This window comes from Natronotalea proteinilytica (assembly GCF_055379935.1).
Genome location: NZ_AP043947.1, coordinates 527,525 through 553,627, shown reverse-complemented (window position 1 = coordinate 553,627; position 26,103 = coordinate 527,525). Strand labels below are relative to the sequence as shown.

Sequence of the window (26,103 nt, the reverse complement as noted above, 5' to 3'; positions counted from 1 at the left end):
GCCTTACTAAACCGCGCCCCTTGTTCATGTCCACATTGCGTCTATTTGCCAGCGTTCTTCTCATCGCTCTTCTCGGAGTGGGATGTGCAGAACCGCCCGAGTTTAACGACACCGTCAACCCGCCGTCTGAGGAGGAAACCGAAGCCGCCGATTATGAGCCGCTCATCCTCATCTCCATTGACGGGGTTCGCCACGACTACTTTGACCTGTACGATGCGCCTTACCTGGAAGCGCTTATGGAGGAAAGTGCATTCGTTGAACGGTTCGTGCCCGTCTTTCCAACGAAAACCTTTCCAAATCACTATTCGCTCGTTACCGGCCTGTATCCGTCGAACCACGGCATCCTCTCCAATAACATGTACGATGATGAATTGGGCCGCTTCACAATGAGCAATGACGACGCCGTTACCGATGGACGCTGGTGGGACGACGGCGAGCCGATCTGGGTAACGGCCGAGCAGCAAGGCCAAACCGCAGCCACCTACTTCTGGCCCGGCTCCGAGGCCGAGATCGACGGCACACGCCCCAGCTACTGGACCGAATACGACGGGCGCATCCCCGGCGAAGACCGAGTCGATCAGGTGCTCGAATGGATTGACCTGCCCGACGCCGAACGACCTGACTTCATCACGCTCTACTTTAGCAAGGTGGACTCGCGCGGCCACCGGTATGGGCCCGAGCATGAAGAGGTAGGTCAGGCCCTGTACGAGGTCGATGGGTACATCGAACGCCTCTTTGATGGCCTTGATGAACGCGGCTTGCATGGATCGGCCAACGTGATCATCACCTCCGATCATGGCATGAGCCCCATCTCCCCCGACCGCACCATCCTGCTGGATGAACACTTTGACACCGACGATGTCCACATCACGGACTTTACCCCGGTGGCGATGATCTCTCCGCGCGACGGCGTTGACCCGCAACCGATCATTGACACGCTGGATGCCCTGGCTCCCATCGACGCCTACCATCGCGACGATGTACCCGAAGAGCTGCACTTTCAGGGTCACCACCGCATCCCCGAAATCATTGCCATTGCAGAAGACACCTGGTCAATCTCTACAACGCCGTACTTTGAAAATAATCGCGACCGCCTGGAGGGCGGAACGCACGGCTACGACCCCAAACTCGATAATATGCAGACTATCCTTATGGCGCATGGGCCCGCATTTGACGGTCAAGCCCGCCTCGATAGCCTGAACTTTGTAGACTTGTATCCGCTTATGACGGAAATCATGGGGCTGGAGCCTGCGCCGCATGATGGATCACTCGAAGCTGCCCAACCTTTGCTCACCACCCCGTAACTAGAGTGGGCCCTCTCCACTATTTGTTGCTATTTGCACCTGCGCGTTTGCGTGCAACGCATGTTCTAGAGCCCCACTAGCGGGATCTATTGCATCGTGGTTGCATTTCGCAACGAAAGCGCATACTTTTGGGCGTGCTGGGTAGCGAGAAAAATATGTCTACTCAGCACATCCCCCCACACCCTCGTGCTCTTGTTTTGACTCACCGTTGCATTCATGGCGCTACACAGCGATCGTACTCGGACCATCCTGCAAGTCGTGCTGGCTATTGTCATCATCGGGCTTGCGTACTTTCTGTACTATTCTATCACCGCCCCGTATGCGGAAATTGAACGGGAGGAGCGTATCACGGAGGAGGTCCGTGATCGCATGACCGACATCCGAACCAGCCTCAACCGCTACGAGCGAGACAGCACCACCTTTCCCGACTCGCTTGACCAGCTCATGGCGCACATTGAACGCGACGAAGAACTATTGAACGCGCGCGACAGTCTCTTCCGTACCTCGTTTGAGCTGGACTCGATGTTCTACTCGCCCCGCTCGGGCGAAATGTTCATCTACACGCTCAGCGATACGGGCCAGGTGCCCACCTACCTGCTCGAATCACCCGACTCGGATGACGAAATCGGGACGCTTACAGGCGACCCCACCCGTACCAACGTGGCCAGTTGGGAGTAGCCCGCTCGCCTAGTAGCCTGATCGAACACCCACACAGGCTTATCCACCCCGTTTCAACGTCCCAGCGTTCCCGCCCGCCGCATCAACAACGCTTCGCTAACAGAAGCGTAACGGCGGGGGCGGGCAGGCGTGCATCCGCAAACGGCATGAGCACAGCGCTCTGCTACTTGTGCCGAAAGTAAAAGTCCCCCCTATGCCTACAGGATATGATGCTGTTATCGATGTTTCGGATACGACGTGCCGCATAGCGGTTGGAGCGTATCCGCCCGTAACATGGCATACGCATAGAGACATCACACTCGATCGCCCCGGTATGCAGGCGTTGTTTGAGACGCCTCCCCGATCGGCTCCGCATCAGCAAACCTTGAATGTGATTCAGCGCCACCTGAAAGAAGCCGTGGCCCGTGTTGGGGCCAAGCCTCGCGTTGACCACCTCCATGTGGCGCTCCCCCCAGCCTATGGACTGACGGTGCAGGCGCCGCTGCCTGCAACGATGAACCCCTCGCAAACCCGCCACGCGCTTCGGCAAGAGGCGGCCTTGCTAACCGGCACCGAGACAGAAACCGACACGCACATAACGGTTCACTCTGTTCCCACGCCCCTACCCGGACGCACAAGCCACCAATGGTATCGTGCCGTACGTTTGCCTTCGCATGTTCAAGCTCGCTTGCAACAGTGGGCCGATGTGTTAGAGGCCGATCTAACAGTGCATGTGCGCCCGGCTGTCGTTTTGGATGCCCATGCCTCCACCGAAACCGGCTGGCACCTGGGCATCGGATGCTATGGCGACGATACGGAATACGCACTATGGCACGACACCCACTGCGCCTATGTGCACTACACCCCGCACGCCCCCACGCCGCCCGACCGTGCGTACTTTGCCACCAGCCTACTGAACCGACTTCACGTACCCCCAGCCGACCTTCACGCCGTATGGACGTATGGTGAAAGCGTGCAGGCCGCACTCGCAATTCCACCTATTGGTACCGTATCGCCGCGTCGCATCGTGCTGCCCCCGCACAGCAGCACAGAAACCCACACCCAACCGACCCCGCCCCACGGATGGGCCGCGGCATACGGCATGCTCCAACACGGGCGCTAACTCCTATCTTGCTACCCACCTGTCGGGGTGGAGCCGCTTCAACATGATTGGCCCTTCATGCTCGGCAAGACTGTATGTGCGTCCCCCTTCGGCAGGGCACCGAACCTGATTCACCGCCACAGGTAAAAGTAAAAGTAGAATGTTTCAGACCGTTTTTCATCAGGGTTCTTCTACAGCGTCATGCACATCATTGCAGGGCAATTTCGTGGCCATACGCTAACCTCGCCCGACGGCCATCGCACACGCCCTTCCACTGCTCGAACGCGCGAATCGCTCTTCAGCCTGGTGGATAGCCGCATCTACCTGCAAGATGCTGAGGTGCTTGACCTGTTCGCTGGCACCGGCGCCCTCGGACTCGAAGCCATCAGCCGGGGGGCATCGCTTGTCACATTTGTTGAAAGCGATGGGCGCGTGCTTGACTCAGCCCGCCAAAACGCGGAACGCCTTGGCGTAGAAGAGCAATGCCTGTTTGTACAGGGTGATGCCGTTACGTATCTGCGGCGCTACAATGGGCTCTCGCTCGACCTCATCATGGCCGACCCGCCCTACAAGCTGGAGGCGATGCGCGAACTCCCCGACCTGGCGCTGCCCCACCTCAAACCCGATGGCGTGTTCACGCTTGAACACAGCAGCCATCACTTTTTTGATGAGCACCCCGACCTGATGACCCATCGGGCCTACGGGCGCACCATCGTCAGCCTCTTTCGACCGCCCCTGCCTGCCCCCAATGACCCTGACACCTCATCTGAGGAAGCGGAAGAAGCTGTAACCTAACTGTCTCCACATCGTCTTTTCCTTTGCCTGTGCTTGCCCTCTACCCCGGCACGTTCGACCCGTTCACGTATGGCCACCTGGATGTGCTAGAGCGTGCGCTCCACCTGTTCGACACCGTAGAAGTTACAGTCGGCGTAAACGCCACAAAGAAAACACTCTTTTCGACCGAAGAACGCATCGCGCTCATTGAAGCCTGCACCCCCTCGCTCGATGGTGTTCGGGTGGCAGCGCACGAAGGCTTGATTGTCGACCGCGCCAAAGAAACCGGAGCCGATGTGCTTGTCCGTGGCCTGCGTCAGGTCAGCGACTTCGATTATGAGTTCCGAATGGCCTTCGCCAACCGCAAGCTCGCCCCTGATGTCGAAACGATCTTCCTTATGACCTCGGAGGAGCACGCCTTTGTGAGCGCCTCGATCGTGCGCGATGTGAACCGATGGGAAGGCGATGTGTCGAAATTCGTGCCGCCCCCTGTCGTGGAAGCCCTTAACGCTAAGCGGAACGCTAAGTCTACCGCCTCCTGATACCTTCGTCTCCACTCTTTATCGCTTACCTCCCGCCTTCGCATGGCTGATTCTGCTCCCCCCCGATTCAACGCCCGTGTTGCTCAAATGCAACCCTCGGCCACTCTTGCAATGAAAGCAAAGGCTTCGGCCTTACGTCGCGCCGGCCACCCGGTTGTTGCCTTAAGCGCCGGCGAACCCGACTTTGACACTCCCCAGCCCATCGCCGATGCCGGGGTCCAGGCCATTGCCGACGGGTTCACCAACTACACGGAAAACCCCGGCATGCCGTCGCTACGCGAGGCGCTCTGCGAGAAGCTACAACGCGATAACGGGCTCTCCTACACCCCAGAACAGATCCTGTGCTCCAACGGAGCCAAGCAATCGGTGGCCCTGGGCATGCATGTCTTGTGCGATGCCGGAGACGAGGTGCTGATTCCCGCTCCATACTGGGTGAGCTACCCCGAAATGGCCCGATTTGCCGGCGCCACCCCGCGCGTCGTGTCCACGACCCCTGAACAACACTACCGGCTGACGCCCGAACAACTCGACGACGCCATCACCGAAGACACACGCATGCTGGTGATGTGCTCCCCCTCAAATCCCACCGGATCGGTATATACCGAAGACGAACTCCACGCCCTGGCAGAGGTCCTCCAGACCCACGACCATGTGTATGTGCTGTCCGATGAGATCTACGAGCATGTCGTGTTCGACGCCGAACACATCGCGTTTGCCAGCCTGCCCGGCATGTACGACCGCACGCTCACGGTGAACGGCTTCTCGAAAGCCTACGCCATGACGGGCTGGCGCCTGGGCTACCTGGCAGCGCCTACGGCCATCACCAAAGCCGCCGCCAAGGTGCAGGGACAACTCACGTCGGCCCCCAGCAGTATCTCGCAAAAAGCCGGTGCCGCCGCGCTAGCGATGGATATGGAGCCGGTACGCCATATGGTGCGCGCCTTCCGTCAACGCCGCGACTACGTCATCGAGCGCTTGCGTCAAATGGACGGCCTGCAATGCCCTACGCCCCAGGGCGCCTTCTACCTGTTTCCGGATGTGTCAGCACTGTTTGGAACCACCACGCCCAACGGCACCGCCATTGACAGCAGCGAAGCGCTCTGCATGTACCTGCTCGAAACGCACCACGTAGCGCTCGTCCCTGGCGAAGCCTTCGGCGCCCCTGGTGGACTGCGCATCTCGTACGCATCCTCGATGGACGATCTGGAAACAGCGATGGACCGCATGGCCACCGGACTCGCCGACCTCACATGAGTACGATCACGTGTCAATGTTGGAGTTCAGGGCGAGTGACAGCCTGCACGATGATACCAACAAACCACCTTTCATGGTACGTGCCCTGACCGTGAGAAAAGTATGCGCTTAGTGTGGAGGCCCCCGTACCGTCACAGCGTGCTGTGACGCCTCCACAGCCTGTTCGATGCTCAGCAGCTACTGACGCATACAGCGGCCCTGTCCAGTTCGCGGGAGAGCTTGCGACCGACGTGGCGATCTCATGCCGTTGATTGGGCGGCTGCATCCGACCTGAAAGCAATGAGATTGCGTCGCTGCGCTCGCAATGACAAGATTGTGAGTTATTCTCGGTACGTTAGGTGGTTGGCCATGCGTTACCCAAAGATTGACCTGTGACACAGCACTAAGTGACCTCAACAATGGTTTTGGGGATTGCCGAGTGGTTTCCCCTCCATCCTACCCTTCCTCCCCGAAGAGGAAGGAACTGTGGAAGGGATCCCTCAGGTCCCCCTCAGAGGAGGGGGATTTAGGGGGAGGGATTCCGCAAAGCCACGTAGATCAATCACTTATGTGAAGCGTGACGCCGTACGAATGAGAGCGTGTATTAAGAATGTTCGGACGTACATGATGCCGCTTTGAAACGCACAAAACCCCAACTTCGTGCCTGACTTTACTTAGCCCCCAGGGAAAAACATGAACTGCTAAAACCGCCACACACCGTCCGTTCAAGCGCCCCAGCTCAACATCCTTCCTGATTCCTCCCTTTCATGTCTACCCCTCCGTCGCCGCCCCGCTCATCACGCACAGCTAGCGCCTCCGAGGATCGGGTGTGGTTACACATTCTGCTTTTTATGCTCACGCTCGGATCCACCGTGTACGCGGGCGCGATCTGGGTGAACCGCGTTCTGTACTATGAAGTGGCAGGCGAGTACCACTTCTGGCTGGATGGCTTCCGCTATGCCATTCCGCTGCTCACGTTCTTGACGGTGCACGAGTTTGGGCACTACTTTGCCGCCCGCTACCACAACGTGCGCACCTCGCTGCCGTACTACATTCCCTTTCCGTTCAACGGCATCGGCAATTTTGGAGCCGTTATTCGGATTCGGGAGCCCATTCCGTCGATGCGTAAGCTGTTCGACATTGGCGCCGCCGGACCCGTCGCGGGGTTTGTCGTGGCCTTTGGCATCTTGCTGTATGCATTTGCCACGCTGCCGCCCCCCGAGTATCTGCTCGACCAACCCGGACACGAACCGCTCAAGGAGCACATCGAGCAGTACGGCACCTTCCCCGACGAGCCCCCTGAGGTGGACGACGAGGAAACCGCTCTTATCGTCGTGGGCCAAACCCCGCTGTTTTGGACGCTCTCGCAATTCTTTGACAACGTGCCACCTATGTGGGAGATTTACCACTATCCGGTGCTCTTTGCCGGATGGCTGGCTCTCTTTTTCACGGCGCTGAACCTACTCCCCGTAGGCCAACTCGACGGCGGACACATTCTGTATGCCCTGGTGGGAGCCCGCTGGCATCGACGCCTTGCCCGGCTGTTTGTGTGGATCCTGCTGCTTTCGGGCAGCATCGGGTTCATGGAAACGGCCCTCCCTGCACTACTCGACTACAGCGACTGGGGACTGTGGATGGCCTGGGGGATCTTAACCGGCATTCTGTACTTGTATGGACGCAGCATCTTCAGCAACAATCCGTTGATGCAAGCTCTTAGCCTGGGCGGGCTGCTGCTGGGTACCGCCCTGGCGCAACTGCAATGGCTTGGCTTGCATACCATTGGGTATACCGGCTGGCTGGTGTGGACCCTCCTCATCGTGTGGCTCATTCAGGTTGAGCATCCCCCGGTGCGAAAACGCGAACCGCTCTCGCGCGGTCGCCGCTGGGTGGGGTATTTGTGCATCGCCATCTTTATCTCGTGCTTTAGCTTAAAACCGCTCACCATCGTATAACGCCATGCTGCGCTTTACCCTGGCCGTTTTGGCCGCCCTGTTGCTTGCGATGAGCGGATGTGATGACCCACCCGGTGCCCCCGAGGTCGACCCAACTCCTCCACGCATCGAAAACCTGCAGTATGCGCCCCAAGAGGTCATCGTTAGTGATACCGCCGATACCGTCCCCGTTGATCTGGTGATGCTCGCCGACGCTCTCCCCGGGGATGCGCCCATCGAACGCGTATCGTTCTCCATTCTGGCCAGTGGCGCGAACATAGGCGCGGTGGGCGAACTCCCGGCTCTCCCCGAGGATAACCAGTACGGCATCAACGCACGCATCGACCTGCCTGCCGACTTCAATCAGTACACCGTGCGCGTCTTTGCCACCGCCACCGATAGCCTGCAGAGCAACGTTGCCCTTGGCCAGTTTCGCATTGTGCCCGATACCACCACCGCCTCATGAACACCCACTTCACCCCTTCCGTGCTGGGTTCTGCCATGGCGATGTTATGGGGATGTGTAGCCCTACTCATGCCAGCCACCGCACCCGCCCAAACCCCAGCCGCCGGATTCACCGACGTACCGGGCCCCGGAAGCAACTTCGTGCAGGTCCTGGGTGCACAGGGCGACTCGCTATGGGCCGGCCCCAACCTGACGCTCACCACCGATGGCGGCGCTACCTTTCGCGATCCAGAGGTGCCCGCTTTGCAGGATAATGTCCTCTTTGCCATCGACCTGCACACCGATCCCACAGACACTCGACGAGTTACGGCAGGACTTGCCTTCGATTCGGATGGCGTTCCCGCAGCCGGCGGATTCTTAGTATCGTCGGATGGCGGCGACTCGTTCGAGCAAGCTCCAGCAGCGCTCGATACCATTGGCGACACACTCATCACGTATGGCAACAACACCCTCTCGGCCCGCCCCATCGTACAAGAAGCAGGAAGCGCTCCGCAAGACCTGGCGCGCTCCCCCTCGGGCGACACGCTCTGGGTAGCTAGCGGCAATGCCGGTCTGCGCTACAGCACCGATGAAGCCGAAAGCTGGACCCGCGTTGTACTCCCCCCCGACACCCTTGATGCCATTACCCCCGAGGCCACCTACGACTTTGAGGTCGCCCCGTTTGATAATGGACAAGGCTGGCTTAATCATGTTGGGGCTACGGTACTCGTTGACGAAACGGGCACCGTGTGGGCTGGCACCGCAGGCGGCGTGAACCGCTCGGCCCCCAACGATGTGGCAGCTGGCGGCAACCATGCCTGGACGCGCGACACGCATACCGGCACGCCCGATGCTCTCACCGGCGACAATGTCGTGGTGTTGGCCGAACAACCACGCACCACCAACCGAAGCGCCATCTGGATGGTCACCTGGCCCATAAATCGCCCGGGGGCACCCGCCCAGCGCTTCGGCGTAACCCGCACCCTCGATGGCGGCGCCACCTACGAGCAAACTCTGGTCGACGAACGCATCTTCGACCTGGCCTTCGACGACAACCACATCTACGCGGGCGGCGACAACGGCCTCTTTATCTCGGATGACGATGGTGCTTCTTGGACCGCCGTGCGCCGCTTTGAACTGGCCGACGAGCGTCAGTTCCATCGCCCCGACGCGGGCGTACGATCCGTTACCACCACCCGCAATGCCGTATGGGCTGGCACCACCGATGGCCTCTTGCGCAGCACCGACAACGGACGCACCTGGACGCTCTTCCGCACCAACTTCCCGCTCGACCCCGACGAGCCCGGCACCGACGGTGTGGAGACCTACGCGTATCCCAATCCCTTTACCCCTTCGTCAGATCGCGTGGTGCGCATCCGCTATGAGCGGGCCGAGGCCGGGTCTACCCGTATCCGTCTGTACGACTTTAACATGCGGCCTGTGCGCACGCTTCGTGCTCAGGGCGATGGGCCCGGCGAACAAGAAATCGCATGGGATGGCACCGACGACGGCGGTCTGCGCCTCCCCAACGGGACGTACTTCTATGAAGTGGAGACCGATCAGGACGAAGCCCGTGGCAAAATTTTGTTGATTGACTGATTTCGAGGCGTCATGGATGTATTGCACAAGCCATTTAGTCCATCTGTGTGGCATGCCCTGCTGGCTCTGCTTGTAGGCCCCCTCCTACTTGCAAGTAGCATAGGACATACCGTGCAGGCCCAAGACGCCGGGGCTGGGGCATTTGCCCGCGTTGGGTTCGGAGCGCATGGAATGGCGCTGGGCAATGCGGTAAGCGCCGCCCCCGGAACGCAGTCGGCAGCGTTTTACAACCCAGCCCTGGCTCCAGGTATTGAAGCGCAAAACATCTCGCTCTCGGCGGCCCTCATGACGTTCGATCGCGATATGCAGCACATCACCTTTGACGCTCCACTTGGCCCCACCGCCGGCCTGAGCACAGGCGTGATGCGAGCGGGCGTGAGCGACATTGATGGGCGTGACAGCGACGGACGCCCCACCGAAACGCTCTCCACCGACGAGTATGCACTGTTTCTGGCTTTTGGTAATCAGTTCTGGGACCGCCTGGCCGGAGGCGCTACGCTCAAGCTCTACTTCGCCGATCTGGTCGATGACGTCGGGACGGTGCAAACACTGGCCGTAGATCTGGGACTGATTTACACCGTCCAATCAGGCACGCACATTGGGCTCTCGGTGAGCGATCTGCTGGCAAAATACGAGTGGGATACGGGCGGCGTGGGCGGGCGCTCGGCCACCGACTTCTTTCCTGTGCGCGTCCGCGTGAGCGCCTCGCACCGCCTGCTTGACGACCGTCTGCGTCTGCTGGCCGAGTACGAATCGCGCTTCACCGACCGCGAACAACGCGTGCGCCTCCCCCGCGAGGGCTCGGCCCAGCCCAGCGAACGATTTGAAACGCGCGACTTTCGCCTCCACGAATCCATGGGACGCATCGGAGTGAGCTATGCATTCGTCGAAACGTTTACCGTTCGGGGCGGCATCGACCGGCTGGGCGAAGACGGCATCAACGGATGGCAGCCCAGCCTTGGATTTGGCCTCAGTCAGTCGCTTGGCACCCTCGACGTGGATGTTAACTACGCCGCTGTAGTTGAACCGTACGTCACCGACTTGATGAACGTGCTGAGCGTACGCATCTATCTGTAAGTGCGCTGTCACACGTCAATCTTTGGGTAACGCATGTGTACCCTGACGTACCGAGAAACACTCACACCCTTGGCATTGCGAGCGGAGCGACGCAATCTCCTGCCATCAGGCCGGATGTGCCAGACCTGCAAGGATGGCGTTGAGACCCTTCCGTCTCACGGCGGCAGGATGACTGGCGGACGCGCAAAATTCCAACTCTCGTGGCGATGCTCCGCGTCGCCACGCCTGCTGGGATGCTCCCGCGTCCCCCAATCCACCACCTGGTTTCTTTACCTTGGGGGTACGTTGGACGCAGAGCGTCTATTCGTCCGTCGCGACGCAGAGGGGCCGAAGGTCATGCCGGTTGTACATCGCGACGAGGAGGCATTCAGTTGTGACACAGCAGTAGGTAGTGGCAAAACGTTACATGAGGGCCTCTCCAAAGGCATTCGTCCCCGCATTTTCTCATGAGTCATGCTGAACTCAGTGAAGCATCTCAACACGAGCCGACGGAGGACTACGGTATAAGGCACACAGGGAATGCTACAACGCGCGGCCTTGCTGGGGATAGCAGACGGCGGCCCCGATCCGTTCGCCTATCGGCGTCAGGATAACCTGCAGATCCATCCTCAAGCCGTAAAACGATCACGTACAATCAACCACTACCCGGGAGCAGCCCTGCGACGCGCCACCGGTAGAACCTGCCTCCATCATGCCCCGCGAGACGGCATATACGCTCACTCTGCAACCGCGCTGCGATCCCACACGACGAAGGTGGTGTCCTGCCCACCAATGATATGATCACGCGAAACGGCAAGGCTCCGCAAAGGCTTGGGCGGTTCGTAGCTGTACAGATAGGTGCCTCTTCTCAAGTTATACACATCTACGATATGCGAATTTTCATCTGACTCAAAAAACGTTAACAGCACATGGACTTCATCATCCTGAATCGACACATCGTTTACTCGAAAGCGAATTTGGCTCTGCACTGCGCGTTTTGTAGCGCCTGCCGGTTCAGTAGGCGTAGGGGGGTAATCACCGATCATTTCGCGGATATAATCGATGCTACCGTTGCCATGCCACCGAATCAGGTAGCCATAGTAGAATGAGAACTGGATGGCGCCGCCTTGAGAGTCGCCCCGTAGACCGCCATCTAACACGCCAATCCACTTGTATGGATCGCGCACAACGTCCTCCCCTTCTCGATGGCCGCCTCCCATCAGAGATCGAAACCGTACGGCAGTAGGTGCCGCCAACGTGACGATTTGGTCATCGCTCGTAACTCCCAGTCGCATGAGGTCAAAGTCGGGGCGCTCCGTGCGCTCCACAGTCCCATCTTCGTTAAACACCGAGATTTTTCGGCCCTGTACATCACCTACAACCACCTGGCCATTTGATGCAATGCCATATCCCTTTACGTTCATGTGTTGGCCCGGCCCAACGCCGCGCCCTTCTCCATACGTGCGCACATGTTCGCCATCGGGCGTGTACCGATACACCTTGTGCTCGGACTCATTGCGGAAAAAGACATCGCCCCGATAGGCGCGAAGCGCACGGGGATTGATGAGCGCCGGACGCTCGGCACCGACCTCCCTCCACGAGCCCGACCGAACGGTGCGCTCACTGGCTGGCTGTGGGCGGGGGCGTTGGGTGAACTGCGGGGGCGCGCTCTTGGCCAGTGTTTGGTAAGGTGTTGCCGTCTGTGTTATTGGTAGGCTTTCCTCCGAACTTGAGGACTCCTGCTGAGGGGGCTGCGCCAGTTATCCACACGGCTGCCAGCATGGCACATCCGCTGATGATGATGGAAAGAGTCCGTAGTATGGACATTGGACTGGAGATGATTTGAGAAGAGCCGAGTTTGGCTGTATATGCAGCATCTGCTACTCACCTTCATCCTTCGAATCCGACGGAAAACATTTCAGAACAATAATATCACCCAACTGATCTTCAGGCTTCCGGTCCAACGAAATGCGGAGGTAAACACCGTTTTCGGTGAGATCGACTGACGTCTCAGCAGTGTGGTAGCCCAAAAACTTGGCAACAAGGTGGTGCGCGCCCTGAGGCACATCCTCGATGCGAAACGTGCCGCTTCCATCTGCAGCTGTTCCCTGCTCATGCTCGGGAAAACTTACGGTTGTTCCAGGAAGCTTGTCCCCCGTTTTCGCATCAACGACATGCCCCTTTACCGTGCCTGTCGGCGCACCGTCAACCAACTCGATTGTGCTATCTCCAATCGAGGCTGATTCGTGTCCAACCGCATTGATCATACGATCATTACAACCCAAAAGAGCAACACAGAGGGCCAGTCCACAAATGAGAAAAGAGCGCTGCATATCGTTATTAACTTTGTGAAAGTCGTATGCATCGCAATGTATATATTATTTGAACCGACTACAAGGGTTGTTTGCCATTAGATACCTACAGCTTATAAGATGGGTCGTATCAGTATCCAACAAAAGCAAGACAGAATATACAAAGCATAAGATCATTAAATGACATGCATGTTAGCATACAAAATGACACGCTGGTGACAGCGTACTGGTACAGTTTTGAATAATGGCACCCAATATCAATCTGCGATCAGACAGGCCGCTTGTACACTCCCTTTGCACCAATCGTATTTCTGATGGCTCCGTAGCGAATTCGGATTCACGACACGCCCCCACCGCCTCCGCCGACACCACCGGTAGCACCTGCGCCGACGGATACACTACTGGCAGACGAACCGCTCCCAGAAGCCGATACCGATGTGCTGCTCATCATCACGATGTAGAGCGGCAGGAAGGTGGTGAAGACCTCCTTGCTTTCCCCTTTTCCCACGCGGTCTTCGATCCACGGCGGCAGCGTGACCGCATTGGGACGTTTCTCCAACGCGTCGTTGATGGCTTTCACATACGTGCTATTCACCGACGTGTCGAGCGTCAGCCACGGTAGCACCTCTACAAACCGGTGCGCCGCCGCCACAGGATTGGCATCGAGTGTAGATTCGACCGCGGTGCGCTCCCGATCCAGATACGCCTGCACCTCGGCCCGCTCGCGGACGCCCGTTTCGCTGAGCGTACGATACTGCGTGGCGATGAGCACACCACCGACACCTGCTCCCATCCCAAGTCCAGCAGCTACAGCGGCCATCCATCCCGAAAGCGTAAACAGCCCTGCAAGTCCCCCCGCGAAAAGTGCAACGCCGCCCAGCGCACTCCCCCACGAACGCGCCGGGTGCTCTATGATCCAGCCGCGTGCGACCAGGTCGTTGCGGATCTGCTTCACCTGTCTATGCTGCCATGTCCCCTTCTTCTGAAAGAAGTCGGTTAGCGTATCGTGCGAGCGCAACGCCTCGATGAGCGCTTCTTCACGATCAGAGAGCGTGTGCGACTGCGCGTGCACCTCTACTTCGATTGTCTCCGTAGATGGTTCAGTCCACGACGCCTCCTTCTCTGCGCGTCGCAACGTAAGGTGCCCACGCTCGGCGAGATCAAACATCATCGCGCTAAACAGGCGGTGCCAGCCGTACATCTGCTCGCGCAGCACCAGGTAGCCGGCCTCACTGATCGGCAGCCGGGGCTCACGCGGACGCCGGACCGACGGCGCAGGGGGGCGTCCGAGCCACCACGCGGCTGCTCCACCCCCGATCATCCCAAAGAGTCCCAGCCCGATCCCGGTAAATACCTTTGTCCACTCTGGGCTGCTTGACGTGCGCTCGGGCGCATCAATCACGCGGGGCAGGTGGATGCGCAGGCGATAGCCTTCGTTCGGAGCCAACTCGCCGTAAGCGAATGTAGCCTGCCATCCCGCCTCCATAGAGTCGAGTGAGGCGTCAGCAGCAGGTTCCAGTCGAATAGAATCGCGCTCCACCTCGGGAAACGGAAGCTGCACGGTCGCCTGCATCGCGCGGATGGGCACATTCCACGCATCCCCCACCGCCTGCCAGTCGATCACCGTGCGTCCGTTTTCGGTGTAGGGCGCACCCTCCACGGTGTACGTTAGCGTAAACGTCGTGAGGGTGTCGCGCTCGGGGTACTGCCACTGAATGACCCGCTCGCCGCTTTGCGTACGGGTGGATACGTCGGTGATTGCCACCTCGGAACTGGTCACCTCAACATCGCGCAGCGCGTCCATCTGCCGGGTGGGAATGCGCCGCTCGCCCCGGGTGAACGTGCCCTGGCGCAAGTCAAACGCAATCTGCTCGGTGACGGCGTACGTGCCGCTGGTATCCACCGCCACGTCTACATCATAGCGGGCGATGTCCCAGTCGGCATCCTGCGCATGACTCGGTGCTGTTTGCAGCAGCATTAGAAGCAACACACCAACGGAACACCATGTCGCTGGAATCTGAAGATATAGCATGGCTGGCGGACTATATAACGGAACGCTGCAGATATCGTGACACTCCATCCACGATCAGAGCCCTGAAAAGGTTACGAGTAGAAGAGAAACGATGCTACAGGTGATGTAACAACGCCGGATCTCCGCACACTCAAACTACGGATGCACTTTCCTACCAACTGGTGTGCATATGTGGCGCTCGTTTTTCGCTTCGGGTCTGATTGTGCTCACCTGCAGCATGGAACTCGCGCTGCCCCTCGGCTCCACCGACTATGGCGATGGACATTTCACTTGCTTTCAGTTCGATTACGACTGGCGGCGCGACAACGTCGAAGACGCGAAACGGCTGAACCGCATAACGCCCGTTGCGTAAAGCATCGACGCATATAGTTTGACTCTACCTATCGGATATCGCGCTATGGAGCCGATTCAAGACATCAACATTCTGGATACCGAACTGCGTCGTGAGCGCGCCCAGGAAAACGACGACATCGACACCGACGATCTTGACCGTCCGAAGATGGCCGGGCACGAGGTGCAGGGGGCGCGGCAGGTGTATCTGGAGACGTATGGCTGTCAGATGAACGTGTCGGATTCAGAGATCGTGGCGTCGGTCCTCAAGAGCAACGGCTACGGCCTGACCCACGACGTTGACGAGGCCGATGTGGCGCTCATCAACACCTGTGCGATACGCGAGAATGCCGAACAAAAGGTGCGGCGCCGCCTCGACATGCTTCGGGCCAAGAAGCGCAAGCGCGATGCGCCTATGATGATCGGCGTGCTCGGCTGCATGGCCGAACGCCTGCGCGAAAAGCTGCTGGAGCAGGAAAAGCGCGTTGACCTGGTGGTGGGCCCCGACGCCTACCGCGATCTGCCGCGTCTGCTTGCCGAAGCCGACTCGACCGGCCAAGCCGCAGTGAACGTGCAGCTCTCCAAAGAAGAAACCTACGCCGACCTCTCGCCCGTCCGATACGACTCGAACGGGATTTCGGCGTTCGTCTCTATCATGCGTGGCTGCGACAACATGTGTGCCTTTTGTGTGGTGCCGTTCACCCGCGGACGTGAGCGCAGCCGCCCTGTATCCACTATTCTGCGCGAGTGCCAGGAGCTGGTTGACCAGGGCTACAAGGAGGTGACGGTGCTCGGTCAAAACGTGAACTCGTACCACTACACCGACGACGACGGCACCGACGTGTCGTTTGCGGAGCTGCTCGACCGCATCAGCCAGGTGTCGCCCGAGCTTCGGATTCGCTACTCCACGAGTCACCCGAAAGACTGCTCCGACGAGCTGCTGCAGGTGCATGCCCGGCGGCACAACGTGTGCAACTACATCCACCTGCCGGTGCAGCACGGCAACACCGAAGTGCTCGACCGCATGCGCCGCACGTACAGCCGCGAGCAGTACCTGGACCTGGTGGATCGCGCCAAAGCGCTGTGTCCGGGCATCTCGCTATCGACGGATATCATTGCCGGGTTCTGCGGCGAGACGGAGGCACAGCATCAGGACACGCTCTCCCTCATGCGCGAGGTGGAGTACGACCACGCCTACATGTTCAAGTACAGCGAGCGTCCGGATACGTACGCGGCCCGCAAGCTCGACGACGATGTGCCAGACGACGTAAAGCAACGCCGTCTGGAGGAGATCATCACACTGCAGCGCAGCATCTCGGAGGTGCGCAACGCCAACGAGATCGGACGCAAACATACCGTCCTCGTGGAAGGCCCCAGCAAGAAGAGCGACGCCCAGCTCTGCGGACGCACCGACACGAACAAGATGGTGGTGTTCGACCGCGAGGACTACGAGAAGGGCGATTACGTGAACGTCCGCATCGTCGACGCCACCTCGGCGACCCTCATCGGCGAGGCGCTGGGCCGCACCACGCTGCAGGAAGAAGCCGAGCGGCTGGTGGTGGGGTAGTTTGGACGCTGACACCCAATCACAACAGGGGGTATTTATGGTGCAAAGCATCTACATCGACAATTACAAATGCTTTGATAACACGGAGATCAATCTCAACTCCCTCAATCTTCTGATTGGGGACAATGGTGCTGGAAAGACAGCATTTTTCGAAGTGCTTTCTGCCATCAAGAAACTGGTCATTGACGAAAAAAAGATTGGAGACGTATTTTCATCGCGAACATTGACCCGCTGGCAACACCGTAATACGCAAACCATCGAGCTGGTTGTTGAGGACGATGGGAGAGTGTACACCTACCGACTGGAGGTAGAGCACGACCTTGAGAATGTACAACAACGCATCCAGAAAGAATGTCTTCATCTGGATGGTCGTCCTCTTTTCTCATTCGAGTTGGGGGAAGTCCAGTTGTACCGAGACGACTTCTCAAAAGGCCCTACGTATCCGTTTGATTGGAGCCGATCTGCACTGGCTACAATCATGCCACGGAATGACAACAAGCGGCTGACGCATTTTAAGCGCCGGCTTGCAAATACCCACATCTTGCGAATCGCGCCGTTTTCGATGACGGCCGAGAGCAAAAAGGAAGCTACACAACCTGATGTTGGATTTACGAACTTTGCGTCGTGGTACCGGCATGTCTCTCAAGAGCGTCCCAACCAGCAGTTAGAGTTCTTTGACGATCTCCGCGAAGTGATTGATGGGTTTCAAACGCTTCGTATGCTCTCCGATGGAGGAGAGCGACGGATCATGGAAATGCAAATTGATCATAATACAGACGCGTCGCATGATGAACTCACATCATATCGTTTCGACGAGCTTTCTGACGGGCAGCGTGCATTGATCGTGCTCTATGCGATCATGCGCTTCACCTTGCACAAAGGAACCATTCTATGCATTGATGAGCCTGAAAACTATCTTGCTCTGCCTGAAATTCAGCCCTGGCTCTTAGAATTAGAAATGGCATGTCAGGAATCCGATGCCCAAGCAATTTTAATCTCCCATCACCCCGAACTTATCGATCTATTGGCTTTAGAGAAGGGGCTTCTCTTCTCTCGATCTAGCGCAGGACCTGTGCGAACTCAACCTATCGATGTCGATGAGTTGGGCCGCATCACGGTTTCTGATTTCGTTGCCCGCGGATGGATCAATGAATGAATACGCAGATGGGACATCGTAACGCACGAATTATCATTGTATGTGAGGACATTCAACATCGCACCTTTTTGTATCGGCTTCTGAAGGAGTTGGGCTTTTCAACCCGCCGCTTTCGCATCGAGCAAGCTCCAAGCGGGAAAGGGTCAGCTGAGCAGTGGGTGCGTGAGTCGTACGCTGACGAAGTAGCTGTGTATCGCAGAAAAAGCTCCCACATGGATATCGGCTTGATCGTGATGATGGATGCTGATGCGTATTCGGTTCAGGAACGACAGCGAGAGCTTCAGCAACAACTTAGTTCTTGCGATCTTGCACGGCGCAAGTCTGCAGAGCTCATTAGCCTTCTCATCCCCAAGCGCAACATTGAAACATGGATCTATGCGTTGCAAGGACGCGACGTAAACGAAAGGGACGCATATCCGAAGCTGGATCGTGAGCGTGATTGCCAGCCCGCCGTTGATGCACTTGTTCGTCACATTGGCTCCGCATGCGCCGAACTGAACCTCCCGTCACTACAACAGGGCTGCCAGGAATTACAAGAGCGACTTCCAAAGTAGCGAAGCCCTGGACCGCCCAATCTGGCAAAATCTCTACCGCCCAACAGTCCACGGGGCCGCACGGTCCCTCCTGCACGAGTGGCGTCTGCACACACTCATGTAAATCCAGTATAATCCGCCTTTTCCGGAATCACGCCCCGCACGCCGCCGGTGGGATTCGCGACATCGCCTTCGTAGCGGGGGATGATGTGGATGTGGGCGTGGGACACGGTCTGCCCGGCTGCTGCACCGGTGTTGATTCCCACGTTGAAGCCGTCTGGCCCGTAGCGCTCAGTCAGCAGCTCCTGTACGCGCTGCGCAAGCATCCAGCAGGCGGTTTGTTCGGCGGGATGCAGATCGAAGTATGATTCTACGTGGCGTTTCGGCAGAATCAGGACGTGTCCGTCGGATACGGGATATTTGTCGCGGATGGCGTAGGCCTGAGCGGATTCGGTGATCAGTTCGCGCTCCGCATCGGGATGGCAAAACGGGCAGTCTCCCGTCGTATCCCGCTGGTTGTAATGCCGATAGCGATATATTTCGCAGAACTCCGTGCGTAGTGCGCTTTCGTAGGGAAGCACCACGTTGCACTGATACGTGGGTTTGCGATGCACGTAATGCATGCGGAATCCGGGCCGTTTTACATCGCGCCGTACGGTGAAGTATGCGCTGCCAGACGGATCCAGTAACTCAGCCACCTCCATGAGCACACGGGCCTGAGCGCGCCGCATCAGCACATTCAGCACGTAGTGACACAGAATCGTGTCGAAGCGTCCTTCTGGCTTCTCCGGTGCGTAGTGTGGATCGTAGCCCGTCACGTCGTATCCCTTCTTACGCAAAAAGGTGACGTCGGCACCGTGTCCGCATCCAAAATCGAGCACGCGCCCCTCAATCCGGTTCATGGAGAGCAGGCGACGTGTGGGATACGAAGGGCGATCGCGCTCTTTTGCGGTGAGGTGTGCGTTGGGATTGGGCTGATTGGACATAGCAGAATGGTGATCTATGGCGTTAGAAACGGGACCAGTTGCGGGCGTTTGCCACCTGTCTGATGAACTGCATGGTAGCGTGCGTGACCGATTCGGGGAATGAGGTCCCCTGAAGGTCTACCTCTGTAAACCGATGCGCTACGTCGCTGCGGAGTGCGGTCTCCAGATCCGCCTGTTGTACGTAGTGCTGGTATGCATTAACGAGGTGCGGGCGTGCCGTTTGGAGGCGCTCTTCGGTAGGAAGACGATCGCGCTTTTTGTGGCTGTTGAAGTTGGGATCCGTGGGTACCAGATTCCACAACTCGTTGATCGGATAGACCGCCAGCGGAATGAGGTGATCAACGGCGTAATCGCTGCCGGAGCGAAGTTGCTTTTCTGACCACGGACAGGTGAACACGTGGCCTTCCATCATGAGCACATCGATGTGGTTGCGCTCCCACGTAAGCGCTGTACGGCTGTCGGGACGAGCTGTGAGGAGCCTGTAGACCGTGCCGCGGTCTACCTCTGAACTGGGCTGTTCGACTGTCTCCGTAAACAAACACCATTCGTGGATGCAGAGCGCTTCGACCCACAACGAAAGCTCGCGAAACGTATCCCACAGATCGGCAGGGACCACGAGACAGGAGTAGTTGCCCGGCGTGCTGGGAAGCGCACGAACTGACGCATCCAGTTGGTACAGCGGTTTAGGCTTTTGAAAAACTGTCCACTGACCTGGTCCCGCGTATTTAATTGGATACCGAATGGATCTGGACACCTTTTTCCGGGCAGTACGGTAGCGGTCATTCAAAGAGGCGGGAAGAGATTCGCGCTTGCGCTCCACGCGCATCTCGTCGAAGAGTAAAAATCCGTCTGCGGGACGCGATGAGCCGTGAAGATCAGACCAGGCGCGATAGAGTGCGGAAAGCTGCGGACGAAATGCTATGTCGTTACGTAACTCCCCGTTATGATCCGAACGTATGCCCTGCCAGATCGGCGCCTCCGTATCCACAAATGGCCAGTAATAAGCTATCCAGTGCTCGGCCAGCGTGAGCAATGGAATTGCGATATCGGTGCCGCGTGCGTTAAGCGTCGGATAATTGAGCACCACGTCATTGATGCTACGAAGCAGCGCGATCTTGTAACTCGTCTGCTTAGCATCGTGCCGCAGAATGGTGCTAATGACCGATCCCGCCGAGGAGATGTTCATGAGGAGCCTTGCGTAAATTGAGAAGACGGTAGCTCTAATATACAGTCAGCCACGACGGTATGTCAAGAACACGTTATCCCACCCCACCACCGCTACCGCCTCCACAAGCGCCTTTTCCAGATCCACGGGCGGTTTGCGATTGCAGCATAACAAGGCCGTGCGTGCGGGCTCAAATGAAGTGTTCACCTGTATGTCCCAACAATGTCTTAAGCGGTTCAAATACGTACAGCGCGGGTTTCCGCCCGCTATGTGTCCGCATACAGGTAATTACGTCTCCCTTTAATTCGCGCAGTATCCGGTACGCGGGAAGCCTTGGACATAACGCGTTCATGGAGCTAATTTACGGTTTGTGTATCACTTTTGCGTATTTATGGTGTACAAATGAGCTTGTCTTCAGGACGTGATACACAAAGACGGATTTGAGTTTCGTGTGTCCCATAACAACAAGGGCTCCCCCACCAAAAACGGTTGGCGACTGTCATACGAAACACACTAAGCAACGAGCAGGCAAGCAATCAGTTGTAACGCTTTGCCGGGCCAAAAAGCAATGCAACAAGCCTGTGGTGATTATTTGCTGTATACACGAGAGGTGGAAACGATAGGTGCATCGCCAAGCAAAAGCGTTACATTGAACTGTTGCCCGTCAGGGTTCTACGAGCGCCTCCATTCATTCCATCCAGATCCATACTCAGATCCATACTCAGGGTGCAGACCAATCGTCGAGCCCATGCGCACCGTTCACTTTTCACGGGTGTTTGGTGTGCCATCCGCCCAATACGTCGTAGAGACGTGATCTTTTGAGCACGCAATGCATTTATATCTCTTGCCGTCATGCCATTCGCCCTGCGCCCGCCGCGCATGGTTGTGGCCTTGTCTTGATCACGTTATGCTCCATCATCTATGGAAACGACACTCACCGAGATATCGCCCGTCGAATACGAGCTAGAGGTTACCGCCTCTGCTGACGAACTCAAAGACCGCGTTCGCGAAGCCGTGCGCGAGCAGCGATCTCACATGAATATCAAGGGCTTCCGAAAGGGCAAGGTCCCAGCCAAAATGGTCAAACAGATGCACGGCCCCCGCTTGAGCATGCGCGTAGCGGAGCAAGTCACGCAGACCGCGTTTGAGGAGCTTCTCAACGAGCGGGACGACATCGAAATGATGGGACGTCCGCAACTCTCTGAAGTCGATTACCAAATCGACCAGGACCTACGCACGGTGCTCCGCTTTGGCGTACGCCCTGAAATCGAACTGGCCGACATGTCCGAGGAAGAGATCCCCATGCTCATTCATGAGGTGACCGACGACGATGTAGACAAAGAGATCGAAAACATGCGTCAGCAAGAGGCCGATCTCGTTCCGGTCAGTGAACCTGCTGGCGAATCCGACTACGTTAGTGTGGATCTGCAGCGCATCGATCTGGCCTCGGAAACACCGATTATTGGCGAGGGAGATGAAGACGTCACGTTCTTTCTTGACGATGAGCGGCTGCACAGCGCCATGCGTGAGGCCATCATTGGCGCGGAAGCGGGCGACACCGTACGAGCCGAATTGCCCCCGCCGCCGTCTGATGAGCAGGGGGAAGCGCGTGTGTTTGACATTACCGTAAACGACGTGAAGCGCCGCGACCTGCCGCCCTTCGACGAGGAATTGGTGCGCCGCATCACGGATGGTCAGATGGAAGACCCGATGGAGCTTCGTGCTGAAATGTTCAAACGCATTGCCGACTCGTACGAGCGCCAGGCCCGCGAGATGGTGCAGGGCGAAATCGTAGACCGCATGATCGAATTGCACACCGTACCGGTGCCGCCCTCTGTGGTTGAGTCGTTCCTCGATTCGTTTGAGGAAGAGCTCGCCGAAGAAGAGTACGACGGTGAGCTACCCGACGACTTTGACCATACGCACTTTCGCGATCAATACCGGGGCGATGCCGAACGCCAAGCCCGCTGGATGCTCATTCGCGACGCGGTGGTCGAAGACGCCAACATCGAAGTGTCGGATGAGGACTTCCAGGAGTTCTTTGGCGAGCAAATGCAAGGGCAAGACGAAATCAGCGCCCAACAGATCCAGCAATTCTACCAGTCCATGCCTCGCATGATGGACCAGGTAGAACAGCAAATCTTAAGCCGCAAGGTGTACGATGAACTGATTGCCCGCTTTGATACGCGCGAGTTGACCCTGGACGAGTTCCGCGAAGAGATGGAGGCCCAGCACGACCACGACCACGATCATGCGCCTGACCACGACCATGATCACAACGACGATGAAGACGAGCCCTCCATCATTACGGCTCCGTAGCAACGTGATGGCTTGCCATAGCCCGCGTTGCAAACGTCGAACGTAACGAAGTCCTCTAAATCCCCCGTGGTCGGTGTGTTAAGCACACTCGGTGCGGGGGACAGAGGAACCATACAAAACACGACAAGGTTTGCTTGTCCCCCATCATTCGCTTCCCGCAACTGCATTGCCCTCATGGTTGACGACTTTATAAAGTTCAGCAAAAGCCTAACCTCCCTCCCCTCAAGCATTTACAGCGGCGGCATGGGCGATCAGCCTATGTCCGGGCTCGTGCCCATGGTTGTGGAGCAAACTACGCGTGGTGAGCGCGCCTACGACATCTTTAGCCGCTTGCTGAAAGAACGCATCGTCTTTATTGGTACGCCGATTAACGACCAGGTGGCCAACCTTACGGTGGCCCAACTGCTTTACCTGGCCAGTGATGACTCCGAGCGCGACATTAACCTGTACATCAACTCGCCAGGGGGTGTCATCTACAGCGGACTCGGTGTGTATGACACCATGCAGTATGTGGATGCGCCGGTCGCCACCATTTGTGTAGGCCTGGCGGCGTCAATGGGATCGGTACTGCTGGCTGCAGGCGAAGACGGACGACGCGCCTGCCTGCCTAACTCCCGCGTGATGATCCACCAGCCGCTTGGTGGTGCAGAAGGCCAGGCTTCTGATATCGAGATCCAAGCACGCGAAATTCTCTGGCTCAAACAACGCCTGTTCGAGATTCTGGCTAAGCACACCGGACAAGATTACGACCGCGTTGAGGATGACTCGGATCGCAACTACTGGATGAGCGCACAAGAGGCGGCTAAATATGGGGTTGTCGATAACGTGCTGAATAAAGACAACCTTAGCGAGATCAAAGACCAAACCAGCGACGAAGAAAAGCCCGATGAGGAGGCGTAACACGCGCAACCTCAAGGGACTTACACCTGGCCCCTTTGGCCCATCATCCCGCCTCGTCATTTATTGGTGAGGCGGGTTTTTGTATGTAGGGCTAGTGGGTAGTGGATAAACATTAAATGATAGGGCGGTGGGCGACCGTAGTTTTGTCTTGTTCAAACCCCCTCTGTCTTCGAGCTTCGCCGCAGGCGTGATCCTGTAGACATCTCCCCCTTGGCTAAGGGGGAGAAACCCGTAGGGAGAGGGGGTTCCGAACAGGTTGCGATAATGTAAACCACATCTCAACCACTTAACATCTTACCGCCACCAGATAGTGTTCTGTCACAGGTCAATCTTCGGGTAACACATGGCCACCTAACGTACCGAGAATAACTCACAATCTTGTCATTGCGAGCGCGGCGAAGCGCCCCGACCGCGGGGAGGAAGGAACCGTGGAAGGCGTTCATCACGTCCCCCTCAGAGGCTAGTCTATGCACACAACTCGAGATGGTGATAATCGTTGATCACGGGTTGCAATCTGGACTTGGTGTTGACTGGACTTGTTGTTGACGGGATCATCAACGGATTGGCCAGAACGAGGGACGGCGCCCGCGGGACCTCGTGCGACCGATGCCTTTTCTGAATCCTGGATCGCGCTCGCAGGCTCGCTTGCCTGTCCTGAACTCGATTCAGGATCTGGATGACGTTCGGGGGGGGGCATTTGGGTTGAAAGGGAGCTTTCGTCTTCCAGCACCGTCCCCCCGACATGTCATCCTGAACTTGATTCAGGATCCATTCCCCCGACTATTCCCCCGAGAAGACGCCCAGATGGGTTCTTTTTGTAGGATCCAACAGTCTTTCATTGAACAGGCGGTGGAGGCAACCAACGTTAAATAAACAACATAGTGAAGAAAAAGTTATGTGCAAGGACTAGCCTCAGAGGAGGGGGATTTGGGGGGGAGGGATTGCGCCCACTGTCGGGAGCGGAAAAGAACGGGAGAGCGACCTGGGGACGCTGGAGCGTCCCGGCAAGCGTGGCGACGCAGAGCATCGCCACGAGAGAACATACCGTCTCGTCATTTATTGGTGAGGCGGGTTTTTGTATGTAGGGCTAGAGCCCCCGGAATATCCGCTTCGCTCCTAATCCCGGGCTATGGAACGGCACGAGGTGAGTCAAGCCCGTAGACGGGGACCGCTTGCGTCTCCGGCGATCTGTGGCATGTCGCGTCTCTCCACTACCTAACATTAGCAAGCTTTCAAGATCCAAACAGATTTCAGTCTCGGTAGCCATACTCACGCAAGAACGAATCACGGTCGCGCCAGTCCTTGCGCACTTTTACGTGGAGTTGCAGGTACACCGATCCGCCAACAAACTCTTCGATACCGCGACGAGCCGCCTTGCCAAGCCGCTTTAATGCTTGCCCGCCCTTGCCAATCAGAATGCCCTTGTGGCTCTCGCGCGTAACGACAATCTCTGCATCGATAAAGTCTTTGCTATCAGCGCGCTCCTTGTACTGCACGATGTTGACCTGGGCTGAGTAGGGCACCTCCTGGTGGAAGTACTCCAGGATCTTCTCGCGGATGATCTCGGCCACAAAGAACCGCTCCGGGTGTTCGCTAACCATGTCCTTCGGATAAAACGGCGGCCCCTCTGGAAGGTGGTTGCGCACCGTATCCAACAGCACATCCAGGTTAAACCCGTTGAGCGCTGAGGTAGGCACCACCTCTTCAAAGGCATGCAGATCCACGTACTTCTCAACCAGCGGCAGCGCCTGATCCTGCGGGATCAAGTCCATTTTGGTGAGCACGAGCACCGCTGGCTTGTCGTGAATATGCTCAAGGCTGAGTGTGTCGGGCGTGTCATACGTTGCATCGGCCAAAAAGAGCAGCAGGTCGGCATCCCGTATGGCCGTTTTCACCTGGCCCATCATCGCTTCGTGCAGCCCATACTCCGGAGTAATGATGCCGGGCGTATCCTGAAAAATAACTTGGTGCTCCGGACCAGAGTGAATGCCCACAATGCGATGCCGCGTCGTTTGCGGCTTGCGGGTTACAATCGAAAGCTTTTGACCAAGCAGCGCGTTCATCAGCGTGCTTTTGCCTACATTCGGTTTTCCAATGAGGGAGACATAGCCGCTTCGGTGCCCGTCGGGGATATCATCAAACATAGTAAAGGGTCGCAGTA

Annotated in this window: 22 protein-coding genes; 16 read left to right on the top strand and 6 right to left on the bottom strand. The window is 57.5% G+C overall.

What is annotated here, in order from left to right:
• Positions 1-26 precede the first annotated feature (26 nt).
• From ACZ5AL_RS02465 to ACZ5AL_RS02420, 10 genes are all read left to right on the top strand, one after another.
• Positions 27-1,304, top strand: coding sequence for an alkaline phosphatase family protein (locus tag ACZ5AL_RS02465; protein WP_464511945.1), 1,278 nt, complete (start codon positions 27-29; stop codon positions 1,302-1,304).
• A 216-nt stretch (positions 1,305-1,520) separates the two neighbouring features.
• Positions 1,521-1,982, top strand: coding sequence for a hypothetical protein (locus ACZ5AL_RS02460; protein WP_464511944.1), 462 nt, complete (start codon positions 1,521-1,523; stop codon positions 1,980-1,982).
• A gap of 193 nt (positions 1,983-2,175) precedes the next feature.
• Positions 2,176-3,084, top strand: a complete 909-nt coding sequence (locus ACZ5AL_RS02455) for a hypothetical protein (RefSeq protein WP_464511942.1) — start codon at positions 2,176-2,178, stop codon at positions 3,082-3,084.
• 180 nt (positions 3,085-3,264) lie between these two features.
• Entirely contained in the window at positions 3,265-3,858 is a 594-nt protein-coding gene (locus ACZ5AL_RS02450; RefSeq protein WP_464511941.1) for an RsmD family RNA methyltransferase, read from the top strand.
• 23 nt (positions 3,859-3,881) lie between these two features.
• Positions 3,882-4,379, top strand: a complete 498-nt coding sequence (gene coaD, locus ACZ5AL_RS02445; RefSeq protein WP_464511940.1) for a pantetheine-phosphate adenylyltransferase — start codon at positions 3,882-3,884, stop codon at positions 4,377-4,379.
• 42 nt (positions 4,380-4,421) lie between these two features.
• Positions 4,422-5,633, top strand: a complete 1,212-nt coding sequence (locus ACZ5AL_RS02440) for a pyridoxal phosphate-dependent aminotransferase (protein ID WP_464511938.1) — start codon at positions 4,422-4,424, stop codon at positions 5,631-5,633.
• Positions 5,634-6,379: 746 nt separating this feature from the next.
• Complete coding sequence (locus ACZ5AL_RS02435) at positions 6,380-7,564, top strand: site-2 protease family protein (RefSeq protein WP_464511937.1); 1,185 nt, start codon at positions 6,380-6,382, stop codon at positions 7,562-7,564.
• 4 nt (positions 7,565-7,568) lie between these two features.
• Entirely contained in the window at positions 7,569-8,009 is a 441-nt protein-coding gene (locus ACZ5AL_RS02430) for a hypothetical protein (protein ID WP_464511936.1), read from the top strand.
• Between the two features lie 35 nt (positions 8,010-8,044).
• Positions 8,045-9,586: a WD40/YVTN/BNR-like repeat-containing protein gene (locus ACZ5AL_RS02425; RefSeq protein ID WP_464511934.1), complete on the top strand. Its 1,542-nt coding sequence runs from the start codon at positions 8,045-8,047 to the stop codon at positions 9,584-9,586.
• Between the two features lie 12 nt (positions 9,587-9,598).
• The gene (locus ACZ5AL_RS02420) at positions 9,599-10,663 is read left to right on the top strand and encodes a PorV/PorQ family protein (RefSeq protein ID WP_464511933.1); all 1,065 of its coding nucleotides are present in this window, start codon (positions 9,599-9,601) and stop codon (positions 10,661-10,663) included.
• A gap of 716 nt (positions 10,664-11,379) precedes the next feature.
• Here the strand turns inward: ACZ5AL_RS02420 and ACZ5AL_RS02415 are convergent.
• The 3 genes from ACZ5AL_RS02415 to ACZ5AL_RS02405 all read right to left on the bottom strand — a co-directional run bounded on the left by ACZ5AL_RS02415 (position 11,380) and on the right by ACZ5AL_RS02405 (position 14,986).
• Positions 11,380-12,141, bottom strand: coding sequence for a hypothetical protein (locus ACZ5AL_RS02415; protein WP_464511932.1), 762 nt, complete (start codon positions 12,139-12,141; stop codon positions 11,380-11,382).
• Positions 12,142-12,522: 381 nt separating this feature from the next.
• Positions 12,523-12,909, bottom strand: a complete 387-nt coding sequence (locus tag ACZ5AL_RS02410; RefSeq protein WP_464511930.1) for a carboxypeptidase-like regulatory domain-containing protein — start codon at positions 12,907-12,909, stop codon at positions 12,523-12,525.
• A 382-nt stretch (positions 12,910-13,291) separates the two neighbouring features.
• The gene (locus ACZ5AL_RS02405; protein WP_464511929.1) at positions 13,292-14,986 is read right to left on the bottom strand and encodes a DUF2207 domain-containing protein; all 1,695 of its coding nucleotides are present in this window, start codon (positions 14,984-14,986) and stop codon (positions 13,292-13,294) included.
• Between the two features lie 169 nt (positions 14,987-15,155).
• Here ACZ5AL_RS02405 and ACZ5AL_RS02400 point away from each other — a divergent pair, with 169 nt between their 5' ends.
• From ACZ5AL_RS02400 to ACZ5AL_RS02385, 4 genes are read left to right on the top strand one after another with little or no spacing between them, the layout of a single operon-like run.
• Positions 15,156-15,338, top strand: coding sequence for a hypothetical protein (locus ACZ5AL_RS02400; protein WP_464511928.1), 183 nt, complete (start codon positions 15,156-15,158; stop codon positions 15,336-15,338).
• 45 nt (positions 15,339-15,383) lie between these two features.
• Positions 15,384-16,883 carry a tRNA (N6-isopentenyl adenosine(37)-C2)-methylthiotransferase MiaB gene (gene miaB / locus ACZ5AL_RS02395; protein WP_464513311.1) on the top strand — a complete coding sequence of 500 codons (1,500 nt, stop codon included), beginning with the start codon at positions 15,384-15,386 and terminating at the stop codon, positions 16,881-16,883.
• A gap of 37 nt (positions 16,884-16,920) precedes the next feature.
• Positions 16,921-18,039: an AAA family ATPase gene (locus ACZ5AL_RS02390; protein WP_464511926.1), complete on the top strand. Its 1,119-nt coding sequence runs from the start codon at positions 16,921-16,923 to the stop codon at positions 18,037-18,039.
• A gap of 8 nt (positions 18,040-18,047) precedes the next feature.
• Complete coding sequence (locus ACZ5AL_RS02385) at positions 18,048-18,593, top strand: hypothetical protein (RefSeq protein ID WP_464511925.1); 546 nt, start codon at positions 18,048-18,050, stop codon at positions 18,591-18,593.
• Between the two features lie 95 nt (positions 18,594-18,688).
• On the opposite strand, the gene ACZ5AL_RS02380 is transcribed toward ACZ5AL_RS02385, so the two are convergent.
• Both ACZ5AL_RS02380 and ACZ5AL_RS02375 read right to left on the bottom strand, forming a co-directional pair.
• Positions 18,689-19,558, bottom strand: a complete 870-nt coding sequence (locus tag ACZ5AL_RS02380; RefSeq protein WP_464511923.1) for an HIT domain-containing protein — start codon at positions 19,556-19,558, stop codon at positions 18,689-18,691.
• Positions 19,559-19,580: 22 nt separating this feature from the next.
• The gene (locus ACZ5AL_RS02375; protein ID WP_464511922.1) at positions 19,581-20,744 is read right to left on the bottom strand and encodes a hypothetical protein; all 1,164 of its coding nucleotides are present in this window, start codon (positions 20,742-20,744) and stop codon (positions 19,581-19,583) included.
• Positions 20,745-21,644: 900 nt separating this feature from the next.
• Between ACZ5AL_RS02375 and tig the strand changes: the two genes are divergently transcribed.
• Together tig and ACZ5AL_RS02365 are read left to right on the top strand one after the other, a co-directional pair.
• Positions 21,645-23,042 carry a trigger factor gene (tig, locus tag ACZ5AL_RS02370; protein ID WP_464511921.1) on the top strand — a complete coding sequence of 466 codons (1,398 nt, stop codon included), beginning with the start codon at positions 21,645-21,647 and terminating at the stop codon, positions 23,040-23,042.
• 174 nt (positions 23,043-23,216) lie between these two features.
• On the top strand, positions 23,217-23,942 hold the full coding sequence (locus ACZ5AL_RS02365) for an ATP-dependent Clp protease proteolytic subunit (protein WP_464511919.1): 726 nt from the start codon (positions 23,217-23,219) through the stop codon (positions 23,940-23,942).
• 1,250 nt (positions 23,943-25,192) lie between these two features.
• Here the strand turns inward: ACZ5AL_RS02365 and era are convergent.
• Positions 25,193-26,086, bottom strand: coding sequence for a GTPase Era (gene era / locus ACZ5AL_RS02360; protein ID WP_464511918.1), 894 nt, complete (start codon positions 26,084-26,086; stop codon positions 25,193-25,195).
• Positions 26,087-26,103 lie beyond the last annotated feature (17 nt).